At 45.9% G+C, this 24,797-nt stretch carries 21 protein-coding genes; 8 read left to right on the top strand and 13 right to left on the bottom strand.

The window, feature by feature from the left end; all coding sequences use genetic code 11:
- Positions 1-41 precede the first annotated feature (41 nt).
- Genes CZ379_RS11015 through CZ379_RS11005 form a run of 3 tightly spaced genes read left to right on the top strand, consistent with a single transcriptional unit; the run spans position 42 to position 1,178 of the window.
- Positions 42-524 (top strand): Na+/H+ antiporter subunit E, encoded by a 483-nt coding sequence (locus CZ379_RS11015; protein WP_110931671.1) that lies wholly within the window; start codon positions 42-44, stop codon positions 522-524.
- Positions 524-808, top strand: a complete 285-nt coding sequence (locus tag CZ379_RS11010; protein WP_110931670.1) for a Na(+)/H(+) antiporter subunit F1 — start codon at positions 524-526, stop codon at positions 806-808. The genes CZ379_RS11015 and CZ379_RS11010 overlap by 1 nt, the downstream gene beginning before the upstream one ends.
- Positions 786-1,178: a Na+/H+ antiporter subunit G gene (locus CZ379_RS11005; RefSeq protein ID WP_110931669.1), complete on the top strand. Its 393-nt coding sequence runs from the start codon at positions 786-788 to the stop codon at positions 1,176-1,178. Before CZ379_RS11010 ends, CZ379_RS11005 begins: the two co-directional genes overlap by 23 nt.
- 91 nt (positions 1,179-1,269) lie before the next feature.
- Here the strand turns inward: CZ379_RS11005 and CZ379_RS11000 are convergent, their stop codons facing one another.
- Genes CZ379_RS11000 through CZ379_RS10990 form a run of 3 tightly spaced genes read right to left on the bottom strand, consistent with a single transcriptional unit; the run spans position 1,270 to position 5,284 of the window.
- Positions 1,270-2,478 (bottom strand): Ger(x)C family spore germination protein, encoded by a 1,209-nt coding sequence (locus CZ379_RS11000; RefSeq protein WP_110931668.1) that lies wholly within the window; start codon positions 2,476-2,478, stop codon positions 1,270-1,272.
- Positions 2,475-3,584, bottom strand: a complete 1,110-nt coding sequence (locus CZ379_RS10995) for a GerAB/ArcD/ProY family transporter (RefSeq protein ID WP_110931667.1) — start codon at positions 3,582-3,584, stop codon at positions 2,475-2,477. Before CZ379_RS10995 ends, CZ379_RS11000 begins: the two co-directional genes overlap by 4 nt.
- A 35-nt stretch (positions 3,585-3,619) precedes the next feature.
- On the bottom strand, positions 3,620-5,284 hold the full coding sequence (locus tag CZ379_RS10990) for a spore germination protein (protein ID WP_110931666.1): 1,665 nt from the start codon (positions 5,282-5,284) through the stop codon (positions 3,620-3,622).
- A 162-nt stretch (positions 5,285-5,446) separates the two neighbouring features.
- On the opposite strand from CZ379_RS10990, the gene CZ379_RS10985 reads away from it, so the two are divergent.
- On the top strand, positions 5,447-6,370 hold the full coding sequence (locus tag CZ379_RS10985; protein WP_110931665.1) for an AEC family transporter: 924 nt from the start codon (positions 5,447-5,449) through the stop codon (positions 6,368-6,370).
- A 23-nt stretch (positions 6,371-6,393) separates the two neighbouring features.
- Here the strand turns inward: CZ379_RS10985 and CZ379_RS10980 are convergent, their stop codons facing one another.
- Together CZ379_RS10980 and CZ379_RS10975 are read right to left on the bottom strand one after the other, a co-directional pair.
- A complete protein-coding gene (locus CZ379_RS10980) occupies positions 6,394-6,573 on the bottom strand; it encodes a GNAT family N-acetyltransferase (RefSeq protein WP_199925572.1) in 180 nt (59 codons plus the stop codon).
- A gap of 866 nt (positions 6,574-7,439) precedes the next feature.
- Positions 7,440-11,882, bottom strand: a complete 4,443-nt coding sequence (locus CZ379_RS10975; RefSeq protein WP_267890514.1) for an S-layer homology domain-containing protein — start codon at positions 11,880-11,882, stop codon at positions 7,440-7,442.
- A 455-nt stretch (positions 11,883-12,337) separates the two neighbouring features.
- Here CZ379_RS10975 and CZ379_RS10970 point away from each other — a divergent pair, with 455 nt between their 5' ends.
- Positions 12,338-13,714, top strand: coding sequence for an extracellular solute-binding protein (locus CZ379_RS10970; RefSeq protein ID WP_110931662.1), 1,377 nt, complete (start codon positions 12,338-12,340; stop codon positions 13,712-13,714).
- A gap of 188 nt (positions 13,715-13,902) precedes the next feature.
- Here the strand turns inward: CZ379_RS10970 and CZ379_RS10965 are convergent, their stop codons facing one another.
- The 8 genes from CZ379_RS10965 to CZ379_RS10925 form a co-directional block, all read right to left on the bottom strand.
- The gene (locus tag CZ379_RS10965) at positions 13,903-14,262 is read right to left on the bottom strand and encodes an HNH endonuclease signature motif containing protein (RefSeq protein WP_110931661.1); all 360 of its coding nucleotides are present in this window, start codon (positions 14,260-14,262) and stop codon (positions 13,903-13,905) included.
- 406 nt (positions 14,263-14,668) lie between these two features.
- Positions 14,669-16,288: a chaperonin GroEL gene (gene groL, locus CZ379_RS10955; RefSeq protein WP_110931660.1), complete on the bottom strand. Its 1,620-nt coding sequence runs from the start codon at positions 16,286-16,288 to the stop codon at positions 14,669-14,671.
- 68 nt (positions 16,289-16,356) lie between these two features.
- Positions 16,357-16,638 carry a co-chaperone GroES gene (gene groES, locus CZ379_RS10950; RefSeq protein ID WP_110931659.1) on the bottom strand — a complete coding sequence of 94 codons (282 nt, stop codon included), beginning with the start codon at positions 16,636-16,638 and terminating at the stop codon, positions 16,357-16,359.
- A 307-nt stretch (positions 16,639-16,945) separates the two neighbouring features.
- A complete protein-coding gene (tatC, locus tag CZ379_RS10945; RefSeq protein WP_110931658.1) occupies positions 16,946-17,701 on the bottom strand; it encodes a twin-arginine translocase subunit TatC in 756 nt (251 codons plus the stop codon).
- Between the two features lie 100 nt (positions 17,702-17,801).
- Positions 17,802-18,029 (bottom strand): twin-arginine translocase TatA/TatE family subunit, encoded by a 228-nt coding sequence (locus CZ379_RS10940; RefSeq protein ID WP_110931657.1) that lies wholly within the window; start codon positions 18,027-18,029, stop codon positions 17,802-17,804.
- Between the two features lie 148 nt (positions 18,030-18,177).
- Positions 18,178-18,663 carry a MogA/MoaB family molybdenum cofactor biosynthesis protein gene (locus CZ379_RS10935; RefSeq protein WP_110931656.1) on the bottom strand — a complete coding sequence of 162 codons (486 nt, stop codon included), beginning with the start codon at positions 18,661-18,663 and terminating at the stop codon, positions 18,178-18,180.
- 93 nt (positions 18,664-18,756) lie between these two features.
- Positions 18,757-19,251: a cyclic pyranopterin monophosphate synthase MoaC gene (gene moaC, locus CZ379_RS10930; protein WP_110931655.1), complete on the bottom strand. Its 495-nt coding sequence runs from the start codon at positions 19,249-19,251 to the stop codon at positions 18,757-18,759.
- Positions 19,221-19,892: a 5-formyltetrahydrofolate cyclo-ligase gene (locus CZ379_RS10925; RefSeq protein WP_110931654.1), complete on the bottom strand. Its 672-nt coding sequence runs from the start codon at positions 19,890-19,892 to the stop codon at positions 19,221-19,223. Before CZ379_RS10925 ends, moaC begins: the two co-directional genes overlap by 31 nt.
- 220 nt (positions 19,893-20,112) lie before the next feature.
- Between CZ379_RS10925 and CZ379_RS10920 the strand changes: the two genes are divergently transcribed.
- The 3 genes from CZ379_RS10920 (at position 20,113) to cysK (ending at position 24,788) form a co-directional block, all read left to right on the top strand.
- Positions 20,113-22,077, top strand: a complete 1,965-nt coding sequence (locus CZ379_RS10920; RefSeq protein ID WP_110931653.1) for an ABC-F family ATP-binding cassette domain-containing protein — start codon at positions 20,113-20,115, stop codon at positions 22,075-22,077.
- 732 nt (positions 22,078-22,809) lie between these two features.
- A complete protein-coding gene (locus CZ379_RS10915) occupies positions 22,810-23,697 on the top strand; it encodes a hypothetical protein (protein ID WP_110931652.1) in 888 nt (295 codons plus the stop codon).
- A 164-nt stretch (positions 23,698-23,861) separates the two neighbouring features.
- Complete coding sequence (cysK, locus tag CZ379_RS10910; RefSeq protein ID WP_110931651.1) at positions 23,862-24,788, top strand: cysteine synthase A; 927 nt, start codon at positions 23,862-23,864, stop codon at positions 24,786-24,788.
- Positions 24,789-24,797 lie beyond the last annotated feature (9 nt).

Here is a 24,797-nt window from a genome sequence, read left to right as displayed (position 1 = left end):
ATAGAACAGCTAGCGCACAACGTGAAAAAGGGGGGATGTAAATGCCTGCACAGTTTTTACTTAACTTATTTATCGCCTTTCTGTGGATGGTTCTCAATGATGAAGATGAATTAAGATTTACGACATTCTTTGCCGGCTTCCTTGTCGGGGTGGCGATCATCTTCGTCATGCAGCGTTTTTTCGGAAAGCAATTTTATTTACATCGATTCTATCGTGTCGTCAAATTGATCCTCATCTTTATTTCCGAGCTATTCCAGTCGGCCTTTGTCGTCATGAAGCATATTATTAGTCCAAAAATAGATATAAAGCCTGGTATTTTCACCTATAAAACCGCTCTAAAGAGCGACTGGGAAGTTACCACGCTGGCTCTGCTGCTTACGTTGACTCCGGGATCGGTCGTTATGGAAGTTTCACCTGAAGGAGACACATTCTATATTCACGCGCTTGATATTGAACGCTATAAAAACGATCTCTTGCGTTCTTTGGGCCGATTTGAAAAAGCAATTATGGAGGTGACTCGATAATGATCAAAATCATGCTGGGGATTGCGCTTACCTTATTCAGTGTAGCCATTGCCATTTCCCTTTACCGTATTATTAGGGGGCCATCCATCCCTGACCGTGTAATCGCGATGGACATGATCGGCGTTAATCTAATATCTGGAATCGCCGCAGTATCTATATTGCTAAAGACCAAAGCTTATCTGGAAGTGATTCTAATCTTGGGTATACTGGCTTTCATCAGTACGATTTCGCTCTCAAGATTTATCGAGAGAGGTGTTATTATTGAACGTAAACGCAGTGGGTGAATTTGTTGGAGCCGCCCTGATTCTCATCGGCAGCATCATAAGCGTCATCAGTGCGATCGGTATCATACGCTTTCCAGATGTGTATACACGTGCGCACGCCGCAACGAAGAGCTCTACGCTTGCAGTCCTGTTGACTCTTATAGGTACCTTTCTATATATATGGTTCAGTGACGCCTTCATTAGCGTGCGGGTTATCCTCGGTATCGTATTTGTGTTTATTACGGCTCCGGTATCCGGGCATCTTATCATTCGTGCGGCCTATCGTTCTAACGTAAAACTGGCGGACTCAACCATAGAAGATGAATTAAGACCTGTGCTGCACCCTAACCAGCAGGGCCAAGAGCAGGAACAGCCGCAAGGCAGTTTATAATATCAAGCAGAATAATAGCCGAGTAAGGGAATTCATATCCATGACCCTGCTCGGCTTTCGCTTTAAGCTGTTCTTACCCAACAATTACGTTTTAATCCGTCGAGGAACCAAAATCTGTGATTCTCATGCTTACGTCAATGGTAATAGGGATTCGACTAAAGGTCTCGTCCCAGTTATGTTGTAACTTCTTCCAGTGCTTGGGATATTTGATTTTCAACCGTTGGCCGAAGCCTCCAACATCGACGTGATATACGTTTTGCATTTTATGCAAAACCTGACGGATTTGTTTCCGTGCTTCTTCTTCAAATTGATCCTCTAGCTCATGAATATATTGAGTCGATGAAGGGATTTCCGGAAAGCTCCAATCCTCTATCAACCTGCCCTCAGATTTAAGATTGACATGGAATGATACGTCATCACCTGATATTTTAGGAGTGACAGTAGCCTTAGAGTTCCTCGGCTCATAAGTGATCGCGTAGCCCCCTCTGGGTGCATACGTCTTAAGGGCTCCGCCCACTACATTTTCCGTGATCCAGGACAACCCCTCAATGTCGTATTGGCTTAATTCCCCGATCCACTTCTTCGTATCCCCTTTAATAATCGCCGCTCCGGAAAATTTATGCTCATCCTGGGCGGTTACTACATTTTGCAGCAGAAAGCTGGCTCCCGATTGCATGTCGCTATCCAGCTTGGTCAGTGTCATTGGAGGCAGAATCTTATTGGATCTATATCGATTATCGACGAGTCCCATTAAATAAACGGCTGGGATTTCTCCAGGCTCATTCGAACTTAAAGCCTCCAGCGCACTGCGGTTGCTAACCATTACAAGGCAGCTGGGCCGAATGTCATTGTCGCGGAGTATAAAGTCAAACAGCTGCTCAAGACTGTATTTCTTGGCCAATTCTTTAGCAACGACAATTACCTTCAAATGGTGGCCGGCAATCGGTCGATCCCGTCGCAGTGAAAATTGGCGAAAGATTTGAATAAGAGAATCCCCTGTCAATTGTTCATTTAAATATGCCTTATCCGATGTGGATGAACTTGAGCTTCCACCCTGGCCCCCCTTTTTTCCACTGATGGGCGGAACAATCTGAATGGTAGCAGTCAAGACGTTTTCCTTTGGATAATGAGCCCCCTGCTTACTAATTTCCTTCTCAAACTGGGACTCTTTAGCGGCATCCAGCCCTAATCCAATACTAATCGTTAAATCCTCAATCTCGTTTCCGCTCCAGCAGCCGGTTGTCATAACCAGCAACAGACTTGCAGCCGCTAACAAGAAATGTCTTACATGCCTACTCAATTCCCGCTCGCTCCTTTCTTTCTAACAATGCTGATCAGCAACAGCAGCAAGGGGACGACACCGAATAAATAAATCGATGCTTGACCTACCGTACTCCCTAGCTTAAAGGTTTCCGACACATTTTTCGGCAGCATGGCAATCAAGAAAATCACAGGCAGCATGGCAAACAAAAAGGACTTCGCATTCTTATTGAACACCTGCGACCAACCGAGTGAAGCAGCATAATGCGTTATCGTGAAGGTTGAGAATATTTGCATGAGCCAAATGACGAGCAGCAGCGACTCAAACCTTTCAAAGATTAAGCCTTGTATTTCAAAGCTGCGCACCAAATCCAAGGTTGGCCAGGTTCTGGTCTGTACCCCGTATATAGATAATCCGCCAATCACCATGACGACAGTTATTAGGTAAATGATTAGGGGAATGATTGTGCCGACCAGCACGGCTTTGGTCGCTTTTTTCGGAGTTTTCATATACGCAGTGGCAACGAGCATGATCTCGTAACCGCTAAAGGAAAGCAGTGCTGGCTGAATCCCTTTTATTACAGGCGTAATTCCGGAGCCGAGTACTGGCCTGAGATGATTAATATCAAAGATCTTGCTGCTTAACAAAATAGAGATGAGGAAAAACAGCACCGTAATCGGTAGAATGATCTCGTATATTCGAGCCATGGAGTTAATACCTCCCAATGTTAAATAGAGCCCAATCCACATAAAGGTCATAACAATCGCCCACATAGGAGTGCCTTCCAGTAAATAAAATCCTGTTACCTCAGCCATGATTCTAACCTGAAGAGCTGCTATCACGAGGAAAAAGCAGATGACGGTAAAATTCAAAATCCAGGCCAACCACTTCCCGGTAATGTCCGACGTAAACTGAAAGAACGTTCGTCCCTGAAACCGCCGGCATAACAATACGATAATGATCCCCGCTACCATAATAATCATGCCGGAGATGATAATCGAAATCCACACGTCAGGGGTTTGAGCAGCTTCTACAGTCGTTCGGGGAAGCGTCAATATCCCAGCGCCTAGCGTATAGTTGATTAGCATGACTGCAGCTTGCGAAGTGGTGATCTGATCCTTTGCATTCATACTTGCACGATTCATGATGCTAACCTCTTTCTGTCCCTGAGTTGAAAGGTTTAATTTCTGCGATCGGGGTCATTCGGCTTTAACATGTAAGGCCGTTTCTTCATCACCTTTAAGGGGAAGCGAATGAGAAAATCCTTCCAATCATCAAGCCTGTAGGGAACCATAGGACTCAGATAAGGGACACCAAAGCTTTTCAGCTTAACCAGGTGACTGCAAATTAGAAGAAAAAACATCACGACACCGAATACCCCCAATATTGCGGCAACAAGCATCGCGACAAAGCGGAGAATGCGCAGTGTAATGCCCGCACTGTAGACAGGTATCGTAAAAGAAGAGATGGCCGTTACCGCAACGACAATGACGAGGAATGGACTAACGATTCCCGCATTCACGGCAGCATCGCCGATAATCAACCCGCCTACGATCCCCATCGCGGGCCCGATCGGCTTAGGCAGCCTAATGCCGGCTTCACGCAAAATCTCAATAGAGAGCTCCATGATCAGAGCTTCAATAATCGAGGGGAACGGTACACCCTGCCTGGTTTCAATTATGGAAAGTGCCAGTTTAGTCGGGATCAGCCCGGGATGAAACGATATGAACGAAATGTACAGGGCTGGAGCCAGCAAGGCCAGTAATGCTGCCAGGAAGCGCAGTGCGCGGACGAAGGAGCCTGGAATCCATCGTTCGTAGTAATCCTCAGGAGATTGCAGCAGCATGCTAAAGGTAGTTGGCAGAATCAAGGCAAATGGTGTTCCATCAAGAAGAATAGCCACCCTGCCTTCCAGTAGGGAAGCAATCACTCTATCCGGTCTCTCGGTATTTTGCAGCTGTTGGAAAGGACTCAGCACGTCATCCTCGATCAGTTGCTCAATGTAGCCTGATTCTAGGGGATCGTCGATATCAATTCTCTGAATTCGCGAAGTAACCTCATCCACCAGACTCTGATCAGCAATATCCCGCATGTAGGCTAGTACCAATTCCTTTTTTACGCGATTGCCGACTTCGAATTTACTCAAAATCAAGCTATCGTTTTTCCCATGCATTCTGAGCAAGCCTGTATTATCCCCAATCCTTTCCGTGAATCCTACCCGCGGCCCACGCAGCAGCGCTTCTGACAAAGGATCTTCCACATTCCTGCTCTTTCCGTGGGCTGAGCTGACCATGAATGTTCTCGATATCCCTTCAACCAGCAGGGCGGTTCTGCCAGTCAGCACAGTCTGCGTCAACTCGAGCAAATCCTGAGTCTCATTGAGCTCGCTGACAGGGAGCAACTGGGTAGTGATATATTGACGTAAGGAGTCGCTCGAATGCAGGGCAGCATCCCGCTCTGTGTCTGGAATTCCGTGCATCATTAAAGGTGTTATCAGATGGGTATCTATTAAATCGGCATCAAGCAATCCGTCAACATATACGATCGCTGCCCGGCTTCCCGTACCTTTGATTTTGAATTCCCTGATACGGACATCTGAATTTTGACCGATAGCATCCTGAATGGAGGCCAGATCCGCATCATATTGTCCAGTCAATGGATCTAGACTAGCTTCATATCCCTTGATCGGGGGGGACCATTTATTAGGCTGGAGGGCAAAGCTTGCAATGATTGCTTTTCGAAACCACCCAAAGAAGGCCATCAGCAAAGATGGAATACCGACGAGCAGCAAAGCTTGTGCAAAAACAGTCCATTTCGGAATATAGGACAGAATCACTGATACCACAATATCACCCCATGTTTTTAACCTCAGGTATCCATTTCAGGTATATTGTTGCCCTGCATGCTCCTACAAATTCCTATAAATCCAAAAGAAACATGATATAATAACTAGCAGCTCTAGAATTATGGGTTTTTATTATTTAGCTGAAAGTAGATGGACACCAAGATGATTATCGAAATAATAATGGATGTAGTTTTGCCTATATTTGTGCTTATAGGGCTTGGCGCGCTTATGCATCGTGCTTTCCAACTTAATCTTTACACTTTGGCAAAAATCAACTTTTACTACATCACTCCTGCGGTCGTGTTCCTGAGTATGTATGAATCCGAGATGTCCCCTGCGCTGCTTGGGAGCGTCACTTTATTTTACGTGTTGTATGTTGTACTCCTCTATGGCGTAAGCTCTATTGTAAGCTGGAGAAGGAAATTCAAACCGGGAATGAAAGCCGCGTTTACCAATAGTCTCATTCTGGACAATTCAGGAAACTATGGACTCCCGATCAACCAGCTTGCATTCAAGGGGGATCCACTGGCTACCTCCATTCAAGCCTTGGTCATGACTTTTCAAAGCCTGGTAACCTTTACCTACGGCGTAATATCCGTTCAGCGGGCTAAGTCAGGAGGCACGCTCAAAGCAGCATTGATTGGTTTTTTTAAAATGCCGGTACCGTATGCCCTCGTACTTGGCCTTATTTTTCACGTCTTTCGTTGGCCATTGCCTGAATTTGCTGCCAAGCCGCTTAGTTATATTGCTGATTCTATGGTAAGTATTGCACTACTGACGCTCGGTGCACAAATCATCCAATATCCTTTGCGGCTTGATCGATTAGATGTATATATCAGCGTCTTCTTAAGACTGCTCATCGGCCCAACCCTTGGATTTTTGCTTATCTATGCACTTGGCTTAAAAGGGATTCCTGCCCAGGCCCTGCTTATCGCTTCCGGTATGCCAACGGGCGTTAACAGTACTATTCTCGCGGAAGAATATGATAATGAGCCCGAGTTCGCTTCCCAGACCGTGCTTATTTCCACGATCCTTAACGTCATAACTGTAACAGCGCTGATCTCGCTTTCCAAATTCGTCGCATAACAAAATATCTCTATGGAAATCATTTATCCAAGCGTCTTATACTCTTTGCTCAGCAGAGACATCCGTACAGAGGAGACATACTCTCCTTTAATAAAACGACAATCCCTCGTTACTCCATCCCGTTTGAAGCCATACTTCGTATAGAGCTGAAGAACGATCTCAATGGTTTCATATACGTATAAATATACTTGATGCAAGTTCAAAGTTAAGTAAGCGACCTTCAGGGCCGTATGTAAGGCGTCTCTTCCCAGGCCCCTTTCCCCTGTGCCGCTTCTCTCCAATCACTATTGTCATCTCTCCCGAACGCACGATCCAGTCTATGTTACTGATTTTAATATATCCTATCAATGCTCCTTCCAAATCAATTCCTAGGAACTGACCCATTAATGGGTTTGCAGTAAGCTCTTGGCAGCACTCTCTAATTTCATCTAGGGAAGCTGGCCAGTACTGCGAGGTGAGATAAGAATTTTCAGTCATTTTTAAGGAGCTTCCGTATTTGATTCAAGCTGATTGCCCATGAGGACAAATCCCCGGTTCCACGGACTGGTCAACCATCGGTACATTCGTCACTTTCCCTATGATTGAGTTAATAGGGAAGTCCGGAAGAGGCGAATAATACAAGTCGGAAAACCCATCTTCATATCCCTATAAGAGATTGCAATTTATCGCATGTCCAATTCTCGCCTTCTTTAACCAGCCTCGCCTTGCAACTTGGACAAGCTAATATCGACTCTTTTTCCATATTCATCCCTCTCTCGCAAGTTAATCGCATCTAAATCCAAAACAGCTATAAACCCCTGGTTCGATTACCTTTATCTGCCTGCAAATTAAAAGCAATAATAAGAATCTATTACTGAAAAACTCCAAGCGTGTACTTTCACTTCAAAACATCGCATCATCCTGCTCGATGAAACTCATCAACTTAAGTGAGTTCGCTATGCTATTTGTGCCATCATCGATCTTTCGCCGAATATGACCCTTGAATGTAACAATATTCAACTGCCCGCTGTTCATCAGGAATAATAATAAACCTCGCCCATTAGATACGAGCGAGGTTTACTACAAGTATTTACTTTTGCATTAGATTGAAAATCGCCTGAATAGCCTCCGCGCGTGAAAGCTCTCCTTTCGGAATGAACTTATTGTTCCCGCGACCGCTTACTAAGCCAAGCTCATAGGCGGTGTTTACAGATTCCCTTGCCCATGAATCGATGTTGCCATGATCAGCAAACGCTGCCGCTTCCTTCGCTTGTATCGCAGAATCTTGCTTGAAGTTATACGCTCGAACGATCATAGCTGCCATTTCTTCTCGTGAGATTGTCTGATTCGGAGCAAATGCTGTTTCAGTTCGCCCATTAACAATACCTGCCTGATATGCTGCAGCCACGGATGAAGCAAACCAGTCCCCCGCCGTGACATCCGCGAATGGACTTGCTCCTTCCGCATCCAGTCCCAGTACCCGAACGATAAGCGCAGCGAATTCCGCTCGGGTTATGCTCCGATCCGGTGCAAATTGGGTGTCACTGACTCCATTCGCGATTAGCATCGCTGACATAATCTTGATGGTTTGAGCGGCCCAATGATCTTCTCGTACATCAGCAAACGTTTTGTTATACTCCAACACAGCATATTTGCTAAAGTGATGGATTTCCGCAGTCAGCCAATCGCCTTGAAGCTTTCCGCCAATGTAAGCCAACGTGCCATCATCAGCTACATCGTAGATTGCCGTCAAATCACGATTCGCATCTTCCCGGAATTTCATCGTTAATATAAGAGGTTCATCCAATACAACAAGCTCGTATTGTTTTCCATCACCGGTAAGAACCGAAAGGTTGAACGTATATGCTTCCCCTGCTTCTTTAACATCTGCTTTATGGACTTCTTTAGCCCTCTTTACTATATCATTCATGTCCACATCAGTGATCTTCTCGTAGGAAAATATGATGTGCGCTTGAGCGAGCTCCTCTTTAGATACAAGCTGTTGCAGCTGCTTCAGCACTGCGGGGTTAATCTCAATCGCAAACTCATCACTAGCCAGCAGTATAGCGTCTTCACCCACAATCCCTGCTGCACTGGCTGGAAGCCATACGGATTTCTTGCCTTGGGCAATATCCACCTGTACCTTGCCTTGTTGTTGATCAGCCTTTAAGCTGTTCTCATTCACAATTTGCTTTTCTGGATCATCTGACTCGGTTGGTGCAGGCTTCCAAGGTGTAGCCGGACGAACTGGTTGTCCAGATTGTCCAGATTGTCCGGGTTGTTCTGGTTGTTCTGGTTGTTCTGGTTGTTCCGACTCCTTCCAGTTGATGACATAGTCAAGCGTTGATTTGCCATCCTTGGCCGTCACATGTATGCGTGTCTTCCCTTCAGCCTCGCGAGTATCCTCTATGACGACCGCAGCTTCAGCTTGTTTCGCTGTCACTTGAACATCCGACGCATGTGGGGCAGAAACAGCATACTCCAGCACCCCAGGAGAGAAATCCTTCAGAGGCTCTCCATTGATTATGATCGCTGAAAGAGTCGCATCTGTTTCCGGCACCGCAATCACGGACATTGTTGTCCCTGCATTCGGCGCATAATAAATGCTGCCATCAATGCCGATGGCCATATCATTCATCAAGCCCTTATCGTCGATTACCTTATATTGCAATGTCTCGGGATCAATAACCATCAATGTGCGAGACAATGTCGTATACAGCATACCATCTGGACTCCAGGCGATTCGGTATGGCTTCCACTTGCTCGTATTATACAAGCTCGGACGAATCATCTTACTCTTCACAATTTCTTTTGTGGCGACGTCCATCGCGAAGATCGTTCCATCTACGGCCCCCCAGAGATGTCCGTCTGGCCCGAAGGAAAGCTCGCCAATCATCCGAGGCGCTTCATCGATACCCGGGATGTCGGGTGTGAATTCATCGATTTTCTTGCCATTTTTAACGTCCCATATGAACATCTTTGCAGCAGATTCGACCGGATCTTTACCTAAGCCGCCCCAGACCGAAGTGCCGCCGTATAGATAGCCGTCTTTATAAGCCAAGCCGATAATGCTTTGATTCTGAACTACTTGATCGTACTGCATCCATTGATCGGTTGCTTCATCATAAATCCCAAGCGATCCGCCTAATATTCCGTAGTCAGGAACGGTGCCTACAAAAAGCTTTCCATCCCCTGAAGTTAAAGCGAACGGGCGATCCTGGTAATTTGTAAACGGATACACCATTTCCGGATTCACATTCAATTGAACGTCCTTAGTTGGATCAAAGCGATACATGACCGCAGCAACATATGTTCCGTAATATACGTGACCATTTAAAAAACCAATGCCCTCCGGCTGTGCAAACGAGGAAATATTCAATTCAACTTGTTCGGTAAACGGATTGTAGACGCTCATTCCCCGTTGATATCCGCCTAGGTACAATCGACCGTCCTCACCTGTGCTAAGGGCTTGAATCGCAACAGGCTGAGGGTCGATCTCCAGTTCAATAAACGACAGCCAGTGATCGGTTGGGTCGTATAAAATAAATTCGCCATACTGAGTGATGATCGCCAAAACGGTCTCCCCGGCTTTTGGACCGCTCGTCATTTCAATCCACTGCATGTCCTTCACTCGAACTGTATCAGGCAGCGGAAAAGACAGTTCAATCTGAGTCGACTGATTCGTGCTGAAATCATATTTGAAAAACTCTGTGCCGAACTTATAAAAGATGACATTAGGATCGGCCGGATACGGTTCAGAGATCATGTTGCTATACTGGAACGTATGCTCAATCTCATAGGTTTCTATATCCATGACAACCATATTGACCGTGCTCACCGATACAAGGAGCTTGCCATTAAGAACGAACACATCCGCAACCATGCCGCCTGCACTGCCTGTATATCCTTCTATAGGGATTTCACTTTTCTCACCCGTCTCCCGATCGACTTTGAACAAGTGCAGGTAATCAGTGCCAAGCCCAACATAAATATACTTTTCATCTACTGCAATGCCTCTGGCATATTCACGACCTGGCATGATCGTCCCGTAATCCCGGAATTGACCGGTTTCAATATCATATTCGAAAACCTTTCCCTCTCCGCCCTTTGAATAGGTGGAGCCGTAGATCTTACCATCAGGTGTTGCCTCAAGATCCCATACCCAAGCATCAGACGGGTTAACACCCACTGTTTCTACGACTTTTTTCTCAGGAACATACCGATACAAATTCCGATCTGCCGTACCCGAGAAGTACACGTTCTTATCAGGTCCAACGGTCATCGCCCATGTTGCTTCCGTATTGGGAATAACCTTTGAAAACTTCAGCCTGCCCGTTTCTGCATCGACAACAAAGAAGGTACCCGGCTTACCGTTCGACATGAAGTAGGCTTCATTCTCACCCAGCGAGTTCTGTTGTATGGCTGCAGCCTGACCTAGATTCACGCTTACCATCGGTCCCAGGTCTACCGGTGCTCCATATTCACGATCCAGCGGCACCTCTTGAGGGATCGATTCGAACGAGACATCATCGAAGTACGCCTCAGTCAAACTCGGATCTCCGGAATAAAAAGCAACTCTAGCATAAGCCGCTGAAGCAGGCGCGTCGGTCATTACCCGAATTTCAGTCCATTGGTTTTTGCCAAGTGCCAGCTCTCCAAACAGTTCCTGCTTCACGCCAACTTGATCATTATTCTCATTATAATAATAAATCTGGTAAACAATATTGTGAGTTTGCTGTACGACATTGACATACGCCTTCGCAATATATGATTCACCTGGTGTAATCACAAACTTGTCGCTGAACACACGTAGACCTGTCTTATCCGAATAATCTTTATAATAAAGACTCCTCTCGCCGCTGTTCGCTCTATCCATACTTACCTCAAACAGCCCATCCGTACCTGGGCCAAGACTCCAACCAGGAATCTGCCCGTCAACTAAATCCATTTCAAAGCCGGGATTGACGATTTCCCCTGTTGGTTCGGGTTCGTCCGGCCCTTCTTGCCCCGGCAAACTGACGACTTCGACCGAAACATCGTCAAAGTACGCTTCCGTCAAAGCAACTTTTCCTGAATTGAAGCGAACTTCAATTTGTGTTGCGCCAACCGGTACTTCAAACGGCACATTGATCTCATTCCACTCGTTCAACTTAAGGGTGCCTTTAGCGAAATTAATAAAGGTAGCATTCCCGACCTTTACATTGTTACTGTCAAAGAAATGAACCTCATACCCAATGCTATGGGTTTGGCTGACAACATTCACAAATGCTTTGGCATTGTATTTTCCACCAGGTACAACGGAAGCATAATCACTCTTTACCTGCAACTGCTCCTCAGTTGATGAATTGTTAAAGTGCAGGCTTCTATCCCCCGAGTATGCATGGTATGTAGCGCTCGTCACCGTACTCACTTTATTTGATGTAACTATACTCCAACCTGGAGCCTGCCCGTCAACTAAATCCATTTCAAAGCCTGCATTGTATATTTCCGGTGCCTCCTGACCTGCAGCTGAAGTGCTGGGGAAGGAAAACATTCCGAATATCATTGCAAAACAAATAATTAGCGATAATACACGTTGATACGATGTTCCAGACACTGAATCACCCCGGTTTATTAATGATAGTAATCGCTTACATGAATTCAAACTACCCGCTCATTGATGCGGCCAATCTACCGTCTGCGCATATGCTCAACCAGCCGTTTCCTTTTCAAAGCCTCTTTTCCAGAACCTCCTTTCGAATCTTGCAATTATTCCTATATCATATCTATATCATATCTGTATCACATACACATGATATTACATTAATTAAAGCGCTGTCAATTCCTTTATCCAATATCATGTGAAAATAGGTTTGCAGCTGGCTTTCCTTCTCAGAGCTTGGACAATATTTCCCTTTTTCCGTATAATGGTGTTAGTTTGAGTAACTCTACAATATTCAATTTTATGAAACCAATTCAGTTAATGAGCTTAAAAGGGGACGAACGGATTTGCAGGCCAAACCTAGCCGGACTACATTTCGAAATCGACTGGACGAAATGATCATTGCACTGCGAGATGATATCGTCACGGGAAGATTGAAGAGCGGGGAATTCATACCTTCATTGATGCAATTAAGCAAACAGTTTCAGTTAAGTATCAACTCTGTTCAAAAGGGGCTCGACCAGCTTGCAGCCGAATCCTTAATTGAAAGAATCCCGCGGGTTGGAATTCGAGTGAAGGATTCAACCAGGCATTCAATTGTATCTCTTTCCTTTGGTTACTATCCTTCTCTGATGGAGGATGTGGATCTTCAACACCTTATTGCAGCATTTCAGGAGGAGCATCCTCATATTCGCATACAACCGGTTCCTCTACAGTATGAGAACTATTACGATGTGACGAGCAATTACTTGTATAATGAAATGCTCGATGTTCTAACGATCAACCATATCAACTTCAATCAGTATGTCGATCGACACACCGATATCCGAGAAATTTTCGAACCGATTAAGCCTGCGGCAGGCATATACCCCTATCTATCTCCTCCTTTCATGAGGGATAGGACGCAGTATGTGCAACCGATCGTTTTCTCTCCGGTTATTCTATGCTATAACCAACAGCATTTCGAGCAGCGGCAGATAGATGAACCGCCCCTAGAATGGACGTGGCCGGAATTTATGGCTTGTTTGGATCATTTGGGCCGGGATGAATCGAGGCTGGCCTTCTATTTTTACCCGGCAACCTTGAACCGATGGCCAATCTTCCTGCTCCAGAGTGGTTTAGAGTTTAAGAGGAATAGCAGGGGAAAAATGAACCTAGCGGCCCCGCAAATTATGGACAGCATCCAGACATGCAACGAATTGATCCAACGCCAGAATATGTTTCAAATTCTGCTTTCTGAGAATGATGTTAATGTTGAGGAATTGTTCTCCCAGCAGAGAATCTCTGTTATGATGACAACCTATTTCAACATGAACAGACTGCGCAGGGCTTCTTTTCCTTTCGATATCGCGCCGCTGCCCTACGTGCATACTCCAAAAACACTGCTGATTACGATCGGAATGGCAATTAATCGGCGCTCCAAGCAAAAAGCTGCGGCTCAGGTGTTTATCGATTACTTGGCGTCATACCAGTCTCAGCTCCACATTCGGAAGACGACTTACAGTATCCCTGCACTGCAGCGAGCCGCCGAGTGGCATGGAGAAGAGCTCGGGTATCGCCCGTCCAGGTACAATATATACCGTGACATCAGCCATACCTATGCTTTATTATCCGATTTAAATCTGAACCAGCACGAAATCGATGAGTTATTGAATGCGATGAATATGTACTGGATGGGCATGGAAAATAAAGACGCGACCCTTTCCCGTTTGGCCACCATCTGAGCTACCACCTTTTTAAAGAGGCTATAACAAGCCAGAGATAAAATTGAATATCATCAATAAAAAAAGGCTTCTCACCAAGTTCAAATTTGAACCCGTGAGAAGCCTCTCTTATTTCTATGTGGTCAAAATATGGCCAAACGGCGTTTTGTACCTCTGTCAGTAGAGTAGACACATAAAACCAAGAAAAATCAATCAATTACAATCCGATCATCGACTATATTTGCAACAACGATCTTATCGAGTTGGTAAGTAGTATCATTATAAAGAATGACCTCATCGATTGAATATATGATGTTTTCGCCACCATATTGAGGGTTCTCGAATAATGAAGCACCGTTACAGCATTTTAGAAATTGGATATTATGAAAAGCATTGGTTCCGCCTAAGTTACGAGGTCTTATATGGTGTATATTTGTTACACTTCCCGACCAATTCCAGTTGTTGTTAGGATATAACTCACTATATTTTTTAATATAGTTCGCTCTATCTGTAGTTGTCCAATCAATGGAAGGCGTTCTCGCCCAATTTGCTTTTGCTGGTTCAGCCATTACTTTTCCCGAATAAGAATCCGCATGGAAAGGATAGATTGTTGCATTTTTATTCGTTAAAATCTGTCTAGTCTGTACGCTGTCTGTTCCCATGGATATGCCCAGTAATGTCCTCTACATTGACTACATCTTGTGCTACACAGTAATTGATGAACTCTCCAAGCATGATTTTGTAATTCTTAATGTTCACTCCAGTTGTATTCTATCTTAAACTTAAGATCATACAGAAAATCTTGAAAAGCAAATATCAACAACACAAAAAACCACTCCTTAATAAAATTATTAAGAAGTGGTCATTGCTTCATTTATAATTTATAACAGTGACTGCTTCAAAGCTTGAAGTTAAAATAACCTCAATTTTAGAAGCTAGATGATTAAGCTGAAAGGCTCGGAAGCCTTGTCAGTCTTACATCATTCCACCCATGCCGCCCATGTCTGGCATAGCTGGTTTTTCTGGTTCTGGCTTGTCTGCGATTACGACTTCAGTAGTTAGGAACAATCCAGCTACGGAAGCTGCATTTTGCAGCGCGGAGCGAGTAACCTTCGCAGGGTCAACGATTCCTGCTTCGATCATGTTCACCCATTCGCCAGTAGCCGCGTTAAAGCCGATGCCTGCTTGTTCTTTCTTCAGGCGCTCAACGATAACGGAGCCTTCTTCGCCTGCGTTCGCGGAAATCGTACGGATTGGCTCTTCCAGAGCACGAAGCACGATGCTAACGCCTGTTCTCTCGTCGCCTTCTACATCAAGCCCAGATACAGCATTGTAGACGTTCACGAGGGCAACGCCGCCGCCGGATACGATACCTTCTTCTACAGCTGCACGAGTAGCGTTCAATGCGTCCTCGATGCGAAGCTTGCGTTCCTTCAATTCTGTTTCTGTAGCTGCACCAACTTTAACTACGGCTACGCCGCCAGCCAGTTTAGCCAAACGCTCTTGCAGCTTCTCTTTGTCGAATTCGGAAGTTGTTTCTTCCAGTTGCGTACGGATTTGGTTCACGCGAGCTGTAATGTCAGCCTTGTCTCCGCTTCCGTCAACAATCGTTGTGTTCTCTTTCGTTACGATAACTTGACGAGCGTTACCCAATTGCTCAACGCTAGTGCTCTTCAGATCGAGACCAAGCTTCTCAGTAATCACTTGGCCGCCTGTCAGTGCAGCGATATCCTGCAGCATAGCTTCACGACGGTCGCCGAAGCCAGGAGCCTTCACTGCAACTGCGTTGAATGTACCGCGCAGCTTGTTCACGATCAGCATGGCTTGAGCTTCGCCTTCGATATCCTCAGCGATAATCAACAACGGTCTGCTTTGCTGTACGATTTTCTCCAGGATTGGCAGAATTTCTTGCGTACTGCTGATCTTCTTATCTGTAATCAAGATGTACGGGTTCTCCAGAACCGCTTCCATCTTATCCGTATCCGTAATCATGTACGGGGAAATATAACCACGGTCAAATTGCATTCCTTCAACGACTTCAAGCTCAGTCAAGAAGCCCCGGGATTCTTCAACCGTAATTACGCCGTCTTTACCGACTTTCTCCATAGCTTCAGCGATCAATTCGCCTACTTCTTCGTCGCCAGCGGAGATAGCCGCAACTTGAGCGATCGATTGCTTGCCTTCGATCGTTTTGGAGATCTTTTGCAATTCTTCTACCGCCGTACGAACCGCTTTGTCGATCCCTTTACGCAGACCGATTGGGCTTGCGCCAGCCGTAACGTTTTTCAGGCCTTCACGGATCAATGCTTGTGCAAGAACCGTAGCTGTTGTTGTACCATCACCAGCAACATCGTTTGTTTTAGTTGCTACTTCTTTTACAAGCTGTGCGCCCATGTTCTCGAACGCATCTTCCAATTCGATTTCCTTCGCGATTGTAACACCGTCATTAGTGATGAGCGGGCTGCCGAATTTCTTCTCCAATACTACGTTGCGGCCTTTTGGTCCAAGAGTCACTTTAACCGCATCTGCCAATGCATCTACCCCGCGCAGCATCGCACGGCGAGCATCTTCGTTAAATTTAATGTCTTTTGCCATAATTCAATTACCTCCCTGAATGATTGTTAATCTTTGCTCTTTATTCATAAGGTCAGGCTGATGTACACTTAACCCACGATAGCGTGGATATCGCTTTCCTTCATAATTAAGTATTCTTTGCCTTCGTATTTAATTTCTGTTCCCGCATATTTGGAGAACAGTACGCGGTCGCCTTCCTTCACTTCCAATGGAACACGCACCCCGTCCTTCAGTGCTCCGCTGCCTACCGCAACGATTTTACCCTCCTGCGGCTTCTCCTTCGCTGTGTCTGGCAGCACGATGCCAAATGCAGTCGTCTCCTCTTGCTCAATCGGTTCTACCAGTACACGTTCACCTAAAGGTTTGATCATGAAAATGTCCTCCTTTAAATATGTTGTTGTTGATTTTAATAACATAAATTGATGTATTAGCACTCGATGCAGGTCAGTGCTAACAACCACTTTTTATGATACTCAAAATATGTACAGATTTCAAGTTCCCTTCCATATTTTTTTCTAATTAAGACTCAATCGTTTCACATGCCCTTTCCATGATATCCTCTCCCTTCTATAAATATTCCATTTTCCTCTCAAAACCTATGTAATTCATCCCACAAAAAGCTTCCTCAACGCAAAAACACATCTTCTAGGAGGAAGATGTGTTCATCGCCATGACATATTATTTATATTGGGCTTCCCGCTTCGCATCTGCCGCCAATTGCTTGCGATGCACGCGAGACGATAGAAGCACGCTGATTTCATATAAAATAATGAGAGGAATAAGCACTAGAAAAGCCGAAAGAAAATCTGCCGGGGTAATCATCACGGAGATAACCACTAATGCAAAATACGACACTCTTCTCATTTTCCGCAGCAGCTTTGGATTTAAAATCCTGAGCTGCGTAAGAAACAATATGACAATGGGCAGCTCGAAGAGCAGCGAGATTGGAATGATAATATTAAATAAGAAGCTGAAATAATCAGCCATCCCATAGGTTTCGATCAGTCCAAGCTCAGCATTCAATTCGCCGGTAAACGCCATAGCAAGCGGAAATACAACGAAATAACCGAACATGATCCCGATGATAAAGCATAGAAACACATAGGGAATATATTTCAGCGTTGCCTTTCGTTCGATAGGCCGTAATCCAGGACTTACGAATGCCCATATCTGATAAAGCGCAAAGGGCAAGGTCACTCCCAGGGCGACCATCATTGCTATTTTCATATACACGCCAACGCCATCCCAGAAGGAGAAAGCATTCAGGTTAATTTTCACGCCTGAAAGGGCATTGACGGTTACATAATTATAAATAGGCTTAACTACGAAGAAAGCGGCAACAAGTACGAATACAAATATGAAAAGTACCCAGAATAATCGGCGGCGAAGTTCTGTTAAATGCTCCACTACGCTTTGCTGCGACTCCTCAGCCATACGCCGTCCTCCCCAACTCTAAATTACTCCAAGCATACAAAATCCTTCCCGAAGGAAGGGAGGTCTCAAGCCTATTCGTATTGCCGAACTGAAACTTAAATTATTCCGGCAAACGTCTTTCTTCTACTTTTGCTGATTCTTGAATCGTAACGGGAGGCTGCGTAGTTTCCGCCTTATTGGCCTGGGGCTGATCCTCCATAATCCCCTGTGTCGCATCCTTAAATTCTTTGAAGGTGCGGCCTACGACGCGCCCCAGCTCCGGCAGCTTATTGGGCCCAAATATAATTAGCGCTGCGATGATAATTAATAACAATCCGCCTGCACTCATGCTGATTCCCCTTCCCAAAAGCAGTTCAAAGTATAGATTCGCATGCTGTTGCATGTTTAGTTCATACGCCCACATCATACCATAACTAATATCACAGTAACAGTGCTATTATCGGACATATTACTAACATCCAAGCCCAATCTTCAAACTACAGCCGGAATTGCCCCGTTACCATCAAGAGCGCCTCAGGTAGCTGCTCCATAATGGCTGCCAAATTTTCATGAACGCCTTTCGGCGTACCCGGTAAATTAACGATCAGCGTCCGGCCGCGAATGCCCACGATGCCGCGAAACAGCATGCCAGCAGGATTCTTCTGCATGACCGAGTAGCGCATGGCCTCCGCCATGCCAGGCACTTCGCGTTCGATTACCCGACGCGTAGCCTCCGGTGTCACGTCCCGGATTGCCAGCTCTGTACCTCCGGTAGTAAGCACTAAATCAGCTTGAAAATAATCTGTCATCTCAATTAAAGCCGCGATAATTTCATCCGGTTCATCAGGAACAATGCGATACTCTATAATTTCTCCGCCGAGCTCCTCCTCAACCAGTTCTCGAATCACCTGGGCGCTCGTATCCTCGCGTTCTCCTCGGGAGCCTTTATCGCTTGCCGTCAGGATCGCTGTTTTCCAAACCATGAAGTCACCCTCCTCATCCACATAGGAACTCCGTCTTTAATGTCTGAATTAAATCCTTTTAGTTTGACGACTTATATATTATAGAAGCAATAATTAAAACTCGGATAAATAATCTCCGCTCTTCCCTCCCGTTTTGGAACGAAGCAGGGTCGGGCCGATGACCATATCCTTTTGCAGCGCTTTACACATATCGTACACAGTTAACGCCGCAGCGGAAGCAGCAGTGAGCGCCTCCATTTCCACGCCTGTCTTTCCTTCCGTCTTCGCAGTTGCCTCAATATACAGCTCATTAAGTCCGTTGTCCGTAAAATTGAGGTTAACTCCGGTAAGTGGCAGCGGATGGCACATGGGAATCCAATCGGAAGTCCGCTTTGCTCCCTGGATTCCTGCGATTTGAGCTACGGCGAGCACATCCCCTTTATTAATCTTTCCTTCCTTTATGGCCTGAAGTGTATCTGGATGCATCGTAACGGTAGTCATCGCAACGGCAGTACGAACTGTTGCCTGCTTGCCTGATATGTCTACCATCTGTGCTCTTCCCTGCTCATTAAAATGAGTTAATTTCCCTTTTTGGGATTCTGAAGACATAAACGTTCACTACCTTCATTGATATATATCGTACCGGAAGCTGTAAACAACAGATCCAACTTGAAATCATGGGACTCCATTGGAATACAGTCCGTCAATATTTGTTCGCGAAAAGCGAGAGCAGCGGTAATCATTTCTGTATCTCTGCCCTCTGAAAGATGCAAAGCACTAATAAATCGGTCGTAGAAACCTCCACCGAAGCCGATCCGCCCGCCTGTCTTATCGTAAGCAAGGCCGGGTACTATGATGAGATCGATTTCCGGCAAACGGCTTTCAGGCCATATTTCCGTATGTTCCGCTGGTTCAGGTATGCCCCACGCTCCGGGATGCAAGTCGCTGGCTTCCTTCAATTCATGAAGAGTCAACCGTCCCTCTCCAACGACCTTCGGAACTAATACACGATCACCCTTCATCCAGCACTGGTTCATCAAATGACTCGTGTCAGGCTCGTCCTGAAAAGAGGCATATATGAACACCGTAAGCGATCTATTCAACTTGCTCCTGAGCGGCTGCAGTACCTCCTGCTCGGCAAGCAAGCTTGCCTCCCTGGCTTGCTCGTGCCGGGACAGCTCCGGTATTTGTGATCTGCGCTGTTTCATCGCTTGGCGGAGCTTTTGTTTAATATTTGGGATATCCGTCATATTAATCCCTCATAGAGTTATATTCTCATCTAGTTTATCATTGTTGAAGCAAAATGAAAACTAATGTGATTTCTGAAAAAACAGCAGGATTCCATACTTTTTCATCAAACTATAATTCACTTTATTTTTTGAAGTTGTCGGCATGTACATTGAGCGATGCAATACGCCACGGATTCATGTACACTTAATATAGAAAGAAAAAGCGGAGGATTCAAAAGTTATGCTACTTCAAGCGACCAATATTACAAAACGATACGGTGTTACCGAAATACTTCATGGCATTAATCTACAAATATTAGAGCGGGATCGCATAGGCCTTGTTGGTGTGAATGGAGCTGGAAAATCAACGCTTTTGCAAATATTAGCCCAGGAAATGTCTTATGATGAAGGACAGATTTATAAAGCAAAAGAAACCACGATCGGTTATCTGGCCCAGAACAGCGGATTGCAATCGGAGCTCACGATCTGGGAGGAAATGCTGAACGTCTTCGCTCCCTTACTGGATGCTGAACGCGAGCTTCGCAGTATGGAGCAAGAAATTGCGACACGATCTCGCAACAGTGATGACAAAACCTATCAGGATCTGTTGGAGCGTTACGCCCATAAGCAGGATTGGTTTAAGGATAACGGCGGATACGAAATCGAGACTCGTATCCGCAGCGTGCTGCACGGCATGGGCTTCGGCAGCTTCTCCCCGGACACGGTCATTTCCACCCTAAGCGGCGGGCAGAAGACCAGACTCGCTTTGGCTCGGATCTTGCTCCAAGCTCCAGATTTGCTCATGCTCGATGAGCCTACAAACCATCTGGACATCGAGACATTGACCTGGCTGGAGGATTATCTTCGCAACTATTCCGGGGCGCTGCTAATCGTTTCCCATGACCGTTATTTTCTCGATCGGCTCGTAACAGCTATCGTCGAAATTGAACGCCATCAATCAAAGCGATACACGGGCAACTATACGCGATATATCGAGCTAAAGGCTGCCGAATACGAAAGCCAGATGAAAATGTACGAGAAGCAGCAGGATGAAATTTCCCGCATGGAAACCTTCATCCAGCGGAATATCGTCCGCGCCTCTACGACTAAACGGGCGCAAAGCCGCCGTAAAGCTCTAGAGAAAATGGACGTCATGGATCGCCCGACCGGCGACCTTAAGCGAGCCAGCTTCTCCTTCGAATCAGAATACATGACGGGGAAGGAAGTACTTCAGGTTGATGGACTTTCCTTTTCATTTGAAAATGATAAGCAGCCGTTGTTCCGCAATGTGTCTTTTTACTTGCGGCGGGGCGAGACAGTTGCCCTCATTGGGCCAAACGGAATTGGCAAATCGACCTTGCTTAAAATTTTAACCAGAGACCTTAAAACATCATCCGGCTCAATAATGTGGGGAACTAAAGTTAAGATCGGTTACTATGACCAAGAGCAGACCCACTTAAATGCCAATAATACCGTATTAGAGGAAGTATGGAGCGCCTTTCCGCATATGGAGGAAGCGCGAATTCGCACGGTACTGGGTAATTTCCTGTTCAGCGGGGATGATGTCCAGAAGAGAATCTCTGCTCTTAGCGGTGGGGAAAAGGCGAGAGTGGCGCTGGCCAAGTTAATGCTGCAAAAAGCCAACGTCCTTATTCTCGATGAACCGACTAATCATCTGGATCTGTTTAGTAAAGAGGTGCTAGAATCCGCCCTCCTTGACTATGACGGAACACTGTTGTTTATTTCTCATGACCGTTATTTCCTTAACAAAATGGCCGAGCGAATCATCGAGCTGCATCCTGACGGCGCTCATCATTTCCTGGGGAATTATGACGACTATTTAGCGAAGTTGCAGGAGCTCACGGAGCTGGCTGCAGAGAACGACACAAATCAAACGGGTATAAATCCTGTCATGGATACGAATTCCTTGGCTGCCGATGCTGCCTCAGCAAAAAATGGAGCGGCTACCTTTGAGGCAGAAAAACAAGCTAAGCGGGAGGAGCGCATGAGGCAGCGCCGTTTGGAGCAGCTTGAGCAGGCCATTTCCGAACTGGAAGTTAAAATAGCTGCCATCGAGGCTGAGCTCACCTTGCCAGAGGTGTATCAGGACTATACCGCCGTACAGGAAAGGCAAAATCTAATCGATAATCACAAGCTGGAGTTAACCGCTGCCTATGAAGAATGGGAGTCGTTGGCAGAAGCTTAAAAAAATTTTTTTACATTGCCTTAACACAGTTTTTAGTTATGCACAGGCTTATCCACAAATCAGATATCGTTCAACACATAAAAACGGCCTCAAAGGCCGTTTTTTCCCTATAAAAGCAGTCTTTCTGCGAAGTTATGCAAATTATCCACTGAACTATCCACATTATCCACAGTTTTCAGAAAAAAACATCCTCTTTTTCGTAAAATCAGCAACCGCTTGGTACGTAAGCTTTCATTCTTTTTTCACTAAGTTAGTCTACAAGCTGTGGATAACTTTGTCCACATCTTGACAAAGAGCCTTGTTTTATAGTAAAGAGCATTTTCTCTCTAGTTCTCCATTCCCTAATTTCAAGGCTGCTTCTCCTCATTTCTGTCCAAAAATATCAATAAAATTTCAAAGAGTCCTATGGCCGATATAATAACCTGAGGATCTCTGCCATTTCAACGTTTATGCTTTCTCTCTAACCAGCAAAGCTTAGCAATAGATTAACCTTACCTCCTACTCCTATATACCCAGGATTATGAATAGTAGTGGAACTTACACTGTGCCCAAACCCATCTACCAGCCTATTGCTAGAAATGGACGAGAGTCTTTATCATCTTTACTAGCCTCGACAGCCTTTGTTCGACTTCCATTGTCGCAAATTGGCAGCTAAGAATAAAAAATAGAGAGAATCTCAATTGGATGGGGAGCATGATCAGTAGGTTGTTAATCATGAAAGGAGAAAATCACATGAAAAACGTTAAAACCGTCTCACTCATCATGTTAAGCTTAAGCTTGATTTATTTAGGGGGATGCCAAGGCAGCAATGCCTCTAAACAAGCGTCCTCTGGAGCCCAAACGCCGGCCTTTCAAAAATCTTCTCTCCCCGGCGGAGGCCTCGCATTCCCTCACAATGAACGAATACATCTTTCAACCGATCAAAAGTGGATTGCTGAAGAGGGACATTTGTCAGACTTAATCCGGCTGCAATGGACAGCCGAGCGTGCTAAGCCGGCTATTTCTTGGGCTGATGAGAAAGGAATGGACAAAACGGCCATTGTCTCTCATGACAAGGCGAACAATCCCGAACAGCAGGATCATAAGCATATTTCGATTGAAACGACGATGTCACCTGACGGAGAACATAAAGATCAACTATTTACGCGCTTCGAGATTCCCTATGATACCGATGTTTCGGAGATTCGCACTCATTCGTCTAACTTCAATGTGATGGATGGCATACTAAGGGTCGCCGGCGAAGGGAATCGGGATTTGCAGCTTGCAAAGACTGGAGAAGATAATGCAACCACCCCGCTATGGAGTCTCAGAGCCGACAGTTCCGAACTAGCCGGCAATAACGCGGGAGGTAACTTCCACGTTGTTCGTTACTCGGACGAAGGCGAGGCGTTGGCTAGTGCCCTATACGTCAATCGAAGCGATGGAAAGGTGGGCATTGGCACCAACGAGCCGCAAAGCCAGCTGGATGTGAATGGAGACAGCCTAGCGATCCGCGAATCCAAAACCCCCGCTTCCTCCAAAGCACCCGGCAACAAAGGAGATATTGCTTGGGACGAGAATTATATCTACGTTTGCGTAGCCAAAGACACCTGGAAACGAACGGAGCTATCCTCTTGGTAAGCAGATGTCACCTGAACATATTTATACGAATTAGCAACCTTGACCATAGAAGCGATTTCGCTCGCGGTCAAGGTTCTTTCTAGTTCTGCTTCTATAAACTTGAAAGCGCTCCGGGCAACCGATAAAATATATTGTCATAAAGGCCAGATGAAAGGTGGTACAGCATGACCCGGAAAGTTGTTAACAACATCTCCGAGCTCGTCGGAGATACTCCTGCCGTAAAACTTCGCCGAGTTGTCAGCGGGCAGGATGCCGAAGTCTATGTGAAGCTGGAGTATTTCAACCCAAGCGGCAGCGTTAAGGATCGAGCTGCCTCCCATATGATCCGCGAAGCCGAAAGGACTGGCAGGCTGAAGCCGGGGGCAACGATCATTGAGCCGACCAGCGGCAATACCGGGATCGGACTAGCCATGAATGCCGCAGCTAAGGGCTACAGGAGTATTCTCGTTATGCCGGATAACATGACCAAGGAGCGCATTAATATTTTGACGGCATACGGGGCAGAGGTAGTGCTCACGCCAGCTGCCAAGCGGATGCCCGGGGCGATTGAGAAAGCGAAGGAGCTTCTGGACGAAATCCCCGGCAGCTTCATGCCACAGCAATTTCAGAATGAAGCGAATCCAGAAATTCATCGCTTGACAACTGGCCCGGAAATCGTGCAGCAAATGAACGGCAGGCTGGACGTATTCGTCGCTACCTCGGGAACCGGGGGCACCATTACGGGCACTGGCGAATATTTGCGGGAACATGTTGCTGATATACGCATTATCGTTGTCGAGCCAGAGGGATCGCCAGTACTGTCCGGCGGGGAGCCAGGGGCGCACAAGCTCGTCGGCACAAGCCCTGGCTTTGTCCCGCCCATTCTCAACACCGATGTTTATGATGAAATCATTCAAGTATCCGATGAAGATGCTCTGGCGATGACTCGTCAACTCGCGGCCTTGGAGGGCATTCTAGTCGGTCCTTCCTCAGGCGCCTCAGTCTGGACAGCCGTTCAATTTGCCCGCCGGCTTGGAGCAGGTAAGCGAATTTTATGCATAGCGCCGGATACGGGTGAGCGATATTTAAGCATGGATATTTTCCATTCATGAGAATCACAT

The sequence above is a fragment of the Paenibacillus bouchesdurhonensis genome (genome assembly GCF_900155685.1).
Lineage (GTDB): Bacteria > Bacillota > Bacilli > Paenibacillales > Paenibacillaceae > Fontibacillus > Fontibacillus bouchesdurhonensis.
Note: the sequence above shows the minus strand (reverse complement) of the source record. Positions and strands in the feature narration are given on the sequence as shown.

What these genes read in the sequence shown, in the direction of transcription:
- CZ379_RS11015 (WP_110931671.1), top strand. Translation starts at nt 42, where the DNA reads ATGCCTGCACAGTTTTTACTTAACTTATTTATCGCCTTTCTGTGGATG.
- CZ379_RS11010 (WP_110931670.1), top strand. Translation starts at nt 524, where the DNA reads ATGATCAAAATCATGCTGGGGATTGCGCTTACCTTATTCAGTGTAGCC.
- CZ379_RS10995 (WP_110931667.1), bottom strand. Translation starts at nt 3,584, where the DNA reads ATGAATCGTGCAAGTATGAATGCAAAGGATCAGATCACCACTTCGCAA.
- CZ379_RS10985 (WP_110931665.1), top strand. Translation starts at nt 5,447, where the DNA reads ATGATTATCGAAATAATAATGGATGTAGTTTTGCCTATATTTGTGCTT.
- CZ379_RS10975 (WP_267890514.1), bottom strand. Translation starts at nt 11,882, where the DNA reads ATGTTTTCCTTCCCCAGCACTTCAGCTGCAGGTCAGGAGGCACCGGAA.
- CZ379_RS10965 (WP_110931661.1), bottom strand. Translation starts at nt 14,262, where the DNA reads ATGGCTGAACCAGCAAAAGCAAATTGGGCGAGAACGCCTTCCATTGAT.
- groL (WP_110931660.1), bottom strand. Translation starts at nt 16,288, where the DNA reads ATGGCAAAAGACATTAAATTTAACGAAGATGCTCGCCGTGCGATGCTG.
- groES (WP_110931659.1), bottom strand. Translation starts at nt 16,638, where the DNA reads ATGATCAAACCTTTAGGTGAACGTGTACTGGTAGAACCGATTGAGCAA.
- tatC (WP_110931658.1), bottom strand. Translation starts at nt 17,701, where the DNA reads ATGGCTGAGGAGTCGCAGCAAAGCGTAGTGGAGCATTTAACAGAACTT.
- CZ379_RS10940 (WP_110931657.1), bottom strand. Translation starts at nt 18,029, where the DNA reads ATGAGTGCAGGCGGATTGTTATTAATTATCATCGCAGCGCTAATTATA.
- CZ379_RS10935 (WP_110931656.1), bottom strand. Translation starts at nt 18,663, where the DNA reads ATGGTTTGGAAAACAGCGATCCTGACGGCAAGCGATAAAGGCTCCCGA.
- moaC (WP_110931655.1), bottom strand. Translation starts at nt 19,251, where the DNA reads ATGTCTTCAGAATCCCAAAAAGGGAAATTAACTCATTTTAATGAGCAG.
- CZ379_RS10925 (WP_110931654.1), bottom strand. Translation starts at nt 19,892, where the DNA reads ATGACGGATATCCCAAATATTAAACAAAAGCTCCGCCAAGCGATGAAA.
- CZ379_RS10920 (WP_110931653.1), top strand. Translation starts at nt 20,113, where the DNA reads ATGCTACTTCAAGCGACCAATATTACAAAACGATACGGTGTTACCGAA.
- CZ379_RS10915 (WP_110931652.1), top strand. Translation starts at nt 22,810, where the DNA reads ATGAAAAACGTTAAAACCGTCTCACTCATCATGTTAAGCTTAAGCTTG.
- cysK (WP_110931651.1), top strand. Translation starts at nt 23,862, where the DNA reads ATGACCCGGAAAGTTGTTAACAACATCTCCGAGCTCGTCGGAGATACT.